The sequence below is a fragment of the Streptomyces telluris genome, from assembly GCF_024519335.1.
Taxonomy (GTDB): Bacteria; Actinomycetota; Actinomycetes; order Streptomycetales; family Streptomycetaceae; genus Streptomyces; species Streptomyces telluris.
Genome location: NZ_JANIID010000070.1, coordinates 1 through 9441 on the forward strand (window position 1 = coordinate 1; position 9441 = coordinate 9441).

Here is a 9441-nt window from a genome sequence, read left to right on the forward strand (position 1 = left end):
GTGATGTCCGGCGCAGCCGACGTGATGTCCGGCGCAGCCGACGTGATGTCCGGCGCAGCCGATGTGATGTCCGGCGCAGCCGATGTGATGTCCGGCGCAGCCGATGTGATGTCCGGCCCCGGCTGCCCCGGGCGCCCGGGGCCGGCCGGGCACGGTCACTCGTCCCAGCACCGTCCACCTGACAAGCAGCCCCCTCCCCCGAAAGGACCCCCGTGCCCTCTCCCTCTCCCTCCTCCTCTCTCCCCCGCGTCGCGTGGATCGGTCTCGGGATCATGGGGCTGCCCATGGCTTCGAATCTGCTCAAGGCCGGGTACGAGGTCACCGGCCACACGCTCGAACCGGCCGGGCTCGAACGTCTCGCGGCCGTGGGCGGGGCGCCCGCGGCCTCCGTCGCGGCGGCCGTCCGCGGCGCCGACGTCGTCGTCACCATGCTTCCCGCCTCACCGGAGGTGGAAGCCGTGGCGTACGGCGAGGGCGGCGTCCTCGCGCACGCCGCGCGCGGCACGCTGTTCGTCGACATGTCGTCCGTCACCCCCCGGACGTCCGTCGAACTCGCGGAGGCCGCCGCCCGCAAGGGCATCCGCGTCCTGGACGCGCCCGTGTCCGGCGGCGAGGCCGGTGCCGTCGAGGGCGTGCTGTCGATCATGGCGGGCGGGGAGCGGGCCGACTTCGAGCGGGCACTGCCGCTCTTCCGCGCCCTCGGCACGACGGTCGTGCTGTGCGGCCCGCACGGCGCCGGCCAGACCGTGAAGGCCGCCAACCAGCTGATCGTGGCCGCGAACATCCAGGCGTGCGCCGAGGCCGTGGTCTTCCTGGAGAAGTCCGGCGTGAACCTGGAGGCCGCGCTGGACGTCCTCGGCGGCGGGCTGGCCGGCTCCGCCGTGCTCAGCCGCAAGCGGCACAACTTCCTCTCCCGGCACTATCCGCCGGGCTTCCGGATCGACCTGCACCACAAGGACATGGGCATCGTCACGGACGCCGCCCGCGCGGTCGGCGCCGCCGTCCCGGTGGGCGCGCTCGTCGCGAGTCTGGTGGCCGCGGCACGCGCCCAGGGCGACGGCGGGCTGGACCACTCGGCTCTGCTGCGCGGCGTCGAGCGGCTCTCCGGCGTCGAGCGGACCCACGCCTCCGAGGAGCCCTCCGGGGCCGGGAGGGCGCGGCGATGACGACGATGCCCGCCATGCACGCCGTGGTCCACATCCTCAAGGACGAGGGCGTGGACGTCGCCTTCGGCTGCCCCGGCGCCGCGATCCTGCCGCTGTACCAGGCGCTGGAAACCGTGGGCGGCATCGAGCACCTGATTGTCCGTCACGAGGCCGGCGCCACGCACATGGCCGACGGCTGGGCGCGCACGAACGGCAGGCCCGGCGTCGCCATCGCCACCTCGGGCCCGGGCGGCACCAACTTCGTCACCGGCCTGTACACCGCGTTCGCCGACTCCGTCCCGATGGTGTGCGTCACCGGCCAGGCGGTCTCCGCCAAGCTCCACCAGGAGGCGTTCCAGGCCGTCGACATCGTCGAAATCGTCCGGCCGGTCACCAAGCGGGCCGTGCAGGTCAAGGAGGCGGCACAGATCCCGTGGGCGTTCCGGGAGGCGTTCCGCACCGCGCGCGAGGGGCGCCCCGGCCCCGTACTGATCGACATCCCCGTGGACGTCGCTCGCCGCCGGATCCGCTACGACCCGGCGCTGGACACGCGGCTGCCGGTGCCCGTCGTCGCCCCGCACCCGCCGCGCGTGGAGGCCGCGCTCGACCTGCTGCTGGCCGCCGAGCGGCCGCTCGTCCTGGCCGGCGGCGGGGTGATCCTCTCCGGGGCGGCGGACGAGCTGCGGGAGCTGGTGGAGTACCTGGGGGTGCCGTTCCAGGTGACGCTCATGGGCAAGGGGGCCGTCGAGGACGACCACGCACTGCACATGGGCACCACCGGCATCCAGACCTCGCAGCGGTACGCCAACGCCTCCTTCCTGGAGTCGGATTTCGTCCTGGCCGTCGGCGCCCGCTTCGGCGACCGGCACACGGGAGCGGACCTCTCCGTCTACCGGGGGCGGCGGTCCTTCGTCCACGTCGACGTCGACCCCTCCCAGCTCGGCAAGGTCTTCGAGCCGGACCTGGGGATCGTCTCCGACGCGAAGCTGTTCCTCGCCGCCCTGCTGGCCGCCGCGAAGGCCCGCCGCGCGGCCGGCGCGGGGGACGGCGCGGGGGACGGCGCCGGGCACGGGCGCGGCGCGCAGCGGGGCGCGTGGGCCGCGCGCTGCCGGGAGCTGAAGCGCACGCTCACCCGCCGCGAGGACTTCGCCACGGTCCCCGTGAAGGCGCCGCGCGTCTACAAGGAGATCAACGAGATCTTCGGCGCGGACACGTGGTTCGTCACGGCCATCGGCCTGTACCAGATCTGGGGCGGCCAGCATCAGAAGGCCCACCGGCCGCGCCACTACCAGGTCTGCGGGCAGGCGGGCCCGCTCGGCTGGGAGGTGCCGGCCGCGATCGGCGTCAAGAAGGCGCTGCAGGGCATGGGCCGGGGCGCGGAGGAGGTCGTCGGCGTCGTCGGCGACTACGGCTTCCAGTTCACGGTGGAAGAGCTGGCGGTGGCCGCGCAGTACGACGTCCCCTTCGTGCTGATCATGCTGAACAACACGTACCTGGGCCTGATCCGCCAGGCCTCGGCCGGCTACGGGATGAACTACCAGGTGGACGTCCACTACGACGAGACGGGCACGGACCACGTCAAGCTGATGGAAGCGTACGGCTGTTCGGGGCGGCGGGTGACGGACCCCGGGGAGATCCGCCCGGCGATCGAGTGGGCGCGCAAGGAGGCCGTCGCGACCTCGCGGCCCGTCCTGGTGGAGATCATGATCGAGCGAGAGGCGGACACCCCGCACGGCCCGGACATCGACGCCGTCCGCGAGAGCGAGCCCGTACCGGAGCGCCGACGCACGACGGGCGCGGGCGCCCTCGCGCTCGGCGGCGACGCGTGAGGCACGGGGGGCGCGGCCGCCCACTTCGGCATTCGCTCCCCCGGCGCGCCCGCATCGTGGACGATGGGCCCGTACCCCTCTCCTCACGGACCCGTTGCTGGAGCCGAATATGGCCAAGAGCGTGCCGGTTCACTGCCCGACGTGCCGTCGCGAGCATTCCTTCACCCCGCCCACCTTCCCCTGCGCGTGCGGTGCGCCGCTCACGCTGCCGGTGCAGGCGGACGCCTCCCCCGAGTTATTGGCGCACCGCACCTGGCGCGACGCCTGGGTGGCCGTCCGCTGCCCCTCCTGCGATCGCCAGGACCAGTGGCCACGGCCGGAATTCGGCTGCTCCTGCGGCACGGTGGTGCGCCTGCCCGTCCGTTCGCCGGCGCCCCCGGCCGCCCCCGACCCCGCGCCCGGGGACGGCAGCAGCGACGGCGACGGCGGGGACAGCGGCGCCGGAGCCGGAGCGGAGGCGGGGGCGGGCGCCGGTGAGCAGCACGCCGCGGCGCAGCGCCCCGCCTTCCGGCCGGAGCCCATCCGGACCGCCGACGACGCGCTGGCCGCCGCCGAGCGCTATCTGACGTGGCTGGGCTGCACGGGTGTCACCCGGCCGGGAGACCCGGAGGCGGCCGGCGTCGACCTGCGCGCGGGAGCCCTCGTCGCCCGGGTCGACCCGTCCACCGTGCCCACCTCGCTGCGAGCGGTCGAGTGCCTGTGGCTGCACGCCATGGTGGACTCCGCGTCCGGCGTCTTCTTCTCCCTCGCCGGCTATGCCCACGAGGCCCGCTCCCGGGCGGACGACCTGCGCGTTCCGCTGTTCGTGATGGACCTCACCGGCACTCCGCAGCCGCTGAACGGCCCGGCCGACGAGCTCGTCGAGCGCGGGCCCGCCTGAGCCGCCCGTACCGCCAAGCTCAATTTTTCCTCTGAACCACGCCCGGACGATGGCGAGTCAGGTGCCCGCGGGCGGAGACTTCGTACCGGGCCCGCGAAACATACGGGGGATCGCGGGCCCCTCCAGCTTTTCGGGGCCGCCCACGCACCGGTCCTTCGCCGCCCGCCCCGGCCGGTCCGCCTCAGGCACCGGCCGGGCGCCGGGCCTCCTCTCTGTTCGGGCCTTTTCTCTTCTGCTCGGGCCTTCTCTCTGTTCAGGCCTCCGCCGCCGTGAGCCCCGCGCTCGCCTGCTCGCGCAGCTCCACCTTGCGCACCTTGCCGCTGACCGTCATGGGGAACGCGTCCAGGATCCGCAGATAGCGCGGGATCTTGTAGTGCGCGAGCCGGCCGCGGCAGAAGCGGGCGAGCTCGTCGCGGCTGAGCGGCCGCTCGGGGTCGCGGAGTATCACGCAGGCCATGATCTCCTCGCCGTACTTCTCGTCGGGCACCCCGATGACCTGCACGTCGGAGATCTTGGGATGGGTGTAGAGGAACTCCTCGATCTCCCGCGGGTAGACGTTCTCCCCACCCCTGATGATCATGTCCTTGATGCGGCCGACGATCCGCACGTAGTCGTCCTCGTCCATCACGGCGAGGTCGCCGGTGTGCATCCAGCGCTCGGCGTCGACGGCCTCGGCGGTGCGCTCCGGCTCGTCCCAGTAGCCAAGCATCACCGAATAGCCGCGCGTGCACAGCTCGCCCGGCTCGCCGCGGCCGACGGTCTCCCCCGTCTCCGGGTCGACGACCTTCACCTCGATGTGCGGCAGCACCCGGCCGACGGTGCCGGTGCGCCGCGCGATGTCGTCGCCGCGCCGGGTCTGGGTGGAGACCGGCGACGTCTCGGTCATGCCGTAGCAGATGGCGACCTCGGACATGTGCATCTCGCCCATGACCCGCTTCATCACCTCGGTCGGGCACGGCGAGCCGGCCATGATGCCGGTGCGCAGCGAGGAGAGGTCGTACGTGGCGAAGTCGGGCAGCTCCAGCTCGGCGATGAACATCGTGGGCACGCCGTAGAGGGAGGTGCAGCGCTCGCGCTCGACGGCGTGCAGGGCGGCGGTGGCGTCGAAGGCCGGGGCCGGGATGACGGCGCAGGCGCCGTGGCTGGTGACGGCGAGGTTGCCCATGACCATGCCGAAGCAGTGGTAGAAGGGCACGGGCAGGCAGACCCGGTCGGCCTCGGTGTAGCCGAGGAGCTCGCCCACGAAGTAGCCGTTGTTGAGGATGTTGTGGTGGGAGAGGGTGGCGCCCTTGGCGAAGCCCGTGGTCCCGGAGGTGTACTGGATGTTGACGGGGTCGTGGCAGCTCAGCTGCGCCTCGCGCTCGGCGAGCCGCTCGCGCGGCACGCTCTCCCCGATCCGGATGAGGCCCGCCCAGGTGGGGTCGTCGATGTAGACGACGTCGCGCAGCGCGGGGCAGTCGGCCCGGACCTGTTCGACCATGCGGCGGTAGTCGCTGGCCTTGTGCTCGACGGAGGCGACGAGCACGCCGATGCCGGCCTGGCGCAGCACGTAGCCCAGTTCGTGGACGCGGTAGGCCGGGTTGATGTTGACCATGATCGCGCCGATGCGCGCCGTGGCGTACTGGACCATGACCCACTCGGGGCAGTTGACCGCCCAGATGCCCACGCGGTCGCCCTTGGCCACGCCCTTGGCCAGCAGCCCCAGGGCGATCTCCTCCACGGCCCGCCCGAACTCGGCGTAGGTCCAGCGGCGTCCGCCGGGGACGTCGACGAGGGCGTCGCGGTCGCCGAAGCGCTCGATGGTGAACGCGAGATCGGCACCGATGGTGTCGTCGATCAGCGGGATGGAGGTGCTCCCGGCCGCGTACGAGGGTGTGGTCACCGGTGGTCTTCCTCTCGGTACTCGTCTCCGCCGCCGCGCGCGGTGCGCTCGCGCAGTTCGATGCGGCGGATCTTGCCGGACACGGTCTTGGGCAGCTCGGCGAACTCCAGGCGCCGGATGCGCTTGTACGGGGCGAGCACGGCCCGCGAGTGGGCGAACAGGGCCTTGGCGGTCCCCGGGCCGGGCTCCCAGCCCTCGGCGAGGACGACGTACGCCTTGGGCACGGAGAGCCGCAGCGGGTCGGGGGCGGGGACGACCGCGGCCTCGGCGACGGCCTCGTGCTCCAGGAGGGCGCTCTCCAGCTCGAACGGGGACACCTTGTAGTCGCTGGACTTGAACACGTCGTCGCCGCGGCCCACGTAGGTGATGTACCCGTCGGCGTCGCGGGATCCGATGTCGCCGGTGCGGTAGTAGCCGCCGGCCATGACCTCCGCCGTGCGCTCCGGGTCGCCCGCGTAGCCCGTCATCACTCCGACCGGGCTTGCGGAGAGGTCGAGGGCGATCTCGCCCTCGGCGGCCGGTTCGCCCGTGCCGGGGTCGAGGAGGACGACGGAGAAGCCGGGGCTGGGGCGGCCCATGGAGCCCACCTTCAGGGGCTGGCCGGGCGGGTTGGCGATCTGCACGGTCGTCTCGGTCTGCCCGAAGCCGTCGCGGATCGTCACGCCCCAGGCCCGCCGTACGGTCTCGATGACCTCGGGGTTGAGGGGCTCGCCCGCGGCCACGGCCTCGCGGGGCGGGGTGCGCAGCCCGCCGAGGTCGGCCTGGATGAGCATCCGCCACACGGTCGGCGGGGCGCAGAAGCTCGTCACGCCCGCCCGGTCCATCTCCGCCATGAGGCGGGCGGGGTCGAAGCGGGTGTAGTTGTGCACGAAGACGGTGGCTTCGGCGTTCCACGGGGCGAAGAGGCTGGACCAGGCGTGCTTGGCCCAGCCGGGCGAGGAGATGTTGAGGTGGACGTCGCCGGGCCGCAGCCCGATCCAGTACATGGTCGTCAGATGGCCCACGGGGTACGAGACGTGGGTGTGTTCGACGAGCTTGGGGCGGGCTGTGGTGCCGGAGGTGAAGTAGAGGAGGAGGGGGTCGTCGGCGCGGGTGGGGCCGTCGGGGGTGAAGGTGTCGTCGGCGTGGTTAGCGCCGGCGTAGGAGATCCAGGTCCCGCCCCCTTCTCGTTCCCCTCCGTATTCCCCTTCTCGTTCCCCTTCTCGTTCCCCTCCATATTCCCCTCCTCTTTCCCCTTCGCCCGGTTCTTCCCCTGTCCGGTCCCCGACCGCGATCCGGGTGTAGGAACCCGGCACGTCCGCGAACTTGCCCCTGTCCTCGGCCCGTACGAGCACGTGGGAGACCCGGCCGCGCTCGACGCGGTCGGCGAGATCGGCGGTGCCCAGCAGCGGGGTGGCCGGGATGACCACGGCGCGCAGCTTCATCGCGGCCAGCGCGGTCTCCCACAGCTCGGCCTGGTTGCCGAGCATGACGAGGATCCGGTCGCCCGCGCGCACGCCCTGCCCGCGCAGCCAGTTGGCGACCCGGTTCGAGCGGCGGCGCAGGTCGTCGAAGGACAGCCGGACCCCGCTCCCGTCCTCCTCGGCGATCCACAGGGCGGTGCGGCCGTTGCCCTCGGCGACGGCGTCGAACCAGTCCAGCGCCCAGTTGAACTCCGCGGGACGGGGCCAGGCGAAGCCCTCGTACGCGGCCTGCCAGTCCTCGCGGTGCGCGAGGAGGAAGTCCCGGGCGGCTCGGAACTCCGCGGCGGAGCCCGGCGCTCCGGCGGCATCCCCTGCGTTCCTCGGCTTCGATGACGTCACGTGTCCTCCAGATTGCGGGGCGCATCGCGGGCCCGCACGGTTAGCATCGTGCGACGGTGATCTGAGTCTCACCACCCCCGAACGGGGGTGGCCGCATTTCAGGGATACGGAGATTCCACCTCCGGATCCGGGACGGGGAGGCAGCGATGGGAGATCCGGACGGGACGGCCGAGGTGCGGGCGGCGCTGATGCGGATGCGCAAGGGAGCCGGACTGCCGGTCGCCTTCGGCGGACTGCTCACGGGAACACGCCAGTTCCGAATATCGGACATGACCGGGACGACGACGCCGGTCCTGCGCGGACTGGCGATCCGCACGGGCAGCGGACTGGGCGGCAAGGCGGCCGCCCTCACCCGCCCGCTGTCCGTGACCGACTACCAGTCCTCGCACGTCATCACGCACGAGTACGACGCGGCGGTGGCGGCCGAGGGCCTGCGCTCCGTTCTCGCGGTCCCCGTGGTCGTACGGGGCCGGGTGCGCGGCGTGCTCTACGGCGCCCTGCGGCGCCCGCTCACCCTCGGGGACCGCTCGCTGACCGCCGCCGTCGACGCGGCGCGCGAGCTGGAACAGGCCCTCGCCGTCCAGGACGAGGTGCAGCGGCTGCTGTCCGTGGCCCATCAGCCGACCACCGCCGACCCGGCGATGTGGGAGGAGGTCCGCGAGGCGCACGGCGAATTGCGCGCCCTGGCACAGCGTGTCACGGACCAGCGCCTGCGCCAGGAGCTGCTCGCGGCGTGCGGGCGCCTCGCCGCGGCCTCCTCCGCGGACCCGGCGGTACGGCGCGCGGGGCCCGGCGTGGACCTGTCGCCGCGCGAAGTGGACGTCCTCGCGTGCGTGGCGACGGGCGCGACGAACGCCACGGCGGCGGACCGGCTGGGCCTGCGCCCGGAAACGGTCAAGAGCTACCTCCGGTCGAGCATGCGGAAGCTGGGGGTGCACACGCGCCTGGAGGCGGTGGTGGCGGCGCGGCGGGCGGGTCTGCTGCCGTAATCCTCCGGGCGGGACCGCGGGCGGGTCCGTGGCAGGACCATGGCGGGACCATGGCAGGACCGTGAGCGAGTCCGTGGCGGCGCCGTGGGCGGGACCGTGGGCGGGACCGTCAAGAAGACGTCAAAGGCGTGGCACCGAGGGTCAACACCCTGTCAAGGAGGAGCTCGGCGGGGTTCGGTACGGGCATAGCGTGAACGGCGGCGCCGCGGCGCCGTCACCGACGCTCCCATCCGACACCTCCCGAGCTTCCGAGGACCGTCATGCACCTGAGCCGTACCCCCGCCGAAGCCGCCGCAGTCGCCGCCGCCTCCGGCACGGCCACCGCCGAGAGTTCGCAGGCCGGCGACGGGGAACCCGCCGAACCTTCCCATCCCGCCGGGCGCGCCCCCGAGCAGCCGCTGTACGTGCCCGTACGGCACTGCGCGTGCGGCTTCGCCCTGCGGGTCTTCCGCTCCCCCCTCGGTACGAGGACCGCCGTCGCCTTCACCACGGAGCGACGGCTTTCGGCCGTTCTGGGCCCCGACCAGCCCTCGGTCCGCCTGGCCCTCCCGGCCGTCCGGGCCCTGGCGACGCCTCTGGGCGTCGCCACGATCTCCATCGACCCCCAGCTGACGGCTCCGGCGGTACGAACGGATCCGGCGGAACCGCCGCTGACGGCACTGCCGGGCTGACCGGACGGCGGTGGGCCGACCGGACGGCGGCGGCGGGTGGTCCGGCCGAAGCGGGGTGACCTGAGGCGACCCGGCTGACCGGGCCGACCGGGCCGACCGGGTTGAACCGACCGGGCCGACTTAGTCGCCGTACGGGCGGGCGGGTGCCGTACGGGGGGGGCGAGGACCGTCCGGGCGGGGCGCTTACCGTCCGAGCGGGGGCAGCACCGTCCGGGCGGCGCTCACCGTCCCAGCGGGGGCAGC

At 73.3% G+C, this 9441-nt stretch carries 7 protein-coding genes; 5 read left to right on the forward strand and 2 right to left on the reverse strand.

The annotated features are described in order from the left end of the window. Positions 1–212 precede the first annotated feature (212 nt). The 3 genes from NQU55_RS35905 (at position 213) to NQU55_RS35915 (ending at position 3854) form a co-directional block, all read left to right on the forward strand. Positions 213–1166 (forward strand): 2-hydroxy-3-oxopropionate reductase, encoded by a 954-nt coding sequence (locus NQU55_RS35905; RefSeq protein WP_256791855.1) that lies wholly within the window; start codon positions 213–215, stop codon positions 1164–1166. Further along, positions 1163–2974, forward strand: coding sequence for a glyoxylate carboligase (gcl, locus tag NQU55_RS35910; protein WP_168095990.1), 1812 nt, complete (start codon positions 1163–1165; stop codon positions 2972–2974). Before NQU55_RS35905 ends, gcl begins: the two co-directional genes overlap by 4 nt. A gap of 109 nt (positions 2975–3083) precedes the next feature. Beyond that, positions 3084–3854 carry a hypothetical protein gene (locus NQU55_RS35915; RefSeq protein ID WP_168095991.1) on the forward strand — a complete coding sequence of 257 codons (771 nt, stop codon included), beginning with the start codon at positions 3084–3086 and terminating at the stop codon, positions 3852–3854. Positions 3855–4107: 253 nt separating this feature from the next. On the opposite strand, the gene NQU55_RS35920 is transcribed toward NQU55_RS35915, so the two are convergent. Both NQU55_RS35920 and NQU55_RS35925 read right to left on the reverse strand, forming a co-directional pair. Next, positions 4108–5736, reverse strand: coding sequence for an AMP-binding protein (locus NQU55_RS35920; RefSeq protein WP_256791857.1), 1629 nt, complete (start codon positions 5734–5736; stop codon positions 4108–4110). After that, entirely contained in the window at positions 5733–7538 is a 1806-nt protein-coding gene (locus tag NQU55_RS35925) for an AMP-binding protein (protein ID WP_168096432.1), read from the reverse strand. The genes NQU55_RS35920 and NQU55_RS35925 overlap by 4 nt, the downstream gene beginning before the upstream one ends. A 146-nt stretch (positions 7539–7684) precedes the next feature. On the opposite strand from NQU55_RS35925, the gene NQU55_RS35930 reads away from it, so the two are divergent. Continuing rightward, entirely contained in the window at positions 7685–8527 is an 843-nt protein-coding gene (locus NQU55_RS35930; RefSeq protein WP_168096433.1) for a helix-turn-helix transcriptional regulator, read from the forward strand. A gap of 260 nt (positions 8528–8787) precedes the next feature. Beyond that, positions 8788–9198 carry an SAV_915 family protein gene (locus tag NQU55_RS35935; protein ID WP_206330288.1) on the forward strand — a complete coding sequence of 137 codons (411 nt, stop codon included), beginning with the start codon at positions 8788–8790 and terminating at the stop codon, positions 9196–9198. The last annotated feature ends 243 nt before the right edge of the window (positions 9199–9441 follow it).

Excerpts from the sequence above, each read along its gene's own strand:
- gcl (WP_168095990.1), top strand. The coding sequence starts at position 1,163 with ATGACGACGATGCCCGCCATGCACGCCGTGGTCCACATCCTCAAGGAC.
- NQU55_RS35915 (WP_168095991.1), top strand. The coding sequence starts at position 3,084 with ATGGCCAAGAGCGTGCCGGTTCACTGCCCGACGTGCCGTCGCGAGCAT.
- NQU55_RS35930 (WP_168096433.1), top strand. The coding sequence starts at position 7,685 with ATGGGAGATCCGGACGGGACGGCCGAGGTGCGGGCGGCGCTGATGCGG.
- NQU55_RS35935 (WP_206330288.1), top strand. The coding sequence starts at position 8,788 with ATGCACCTGAGCCGTACCCCCGCCGAAGCCGCCGCAGTCGCCGCCGCC.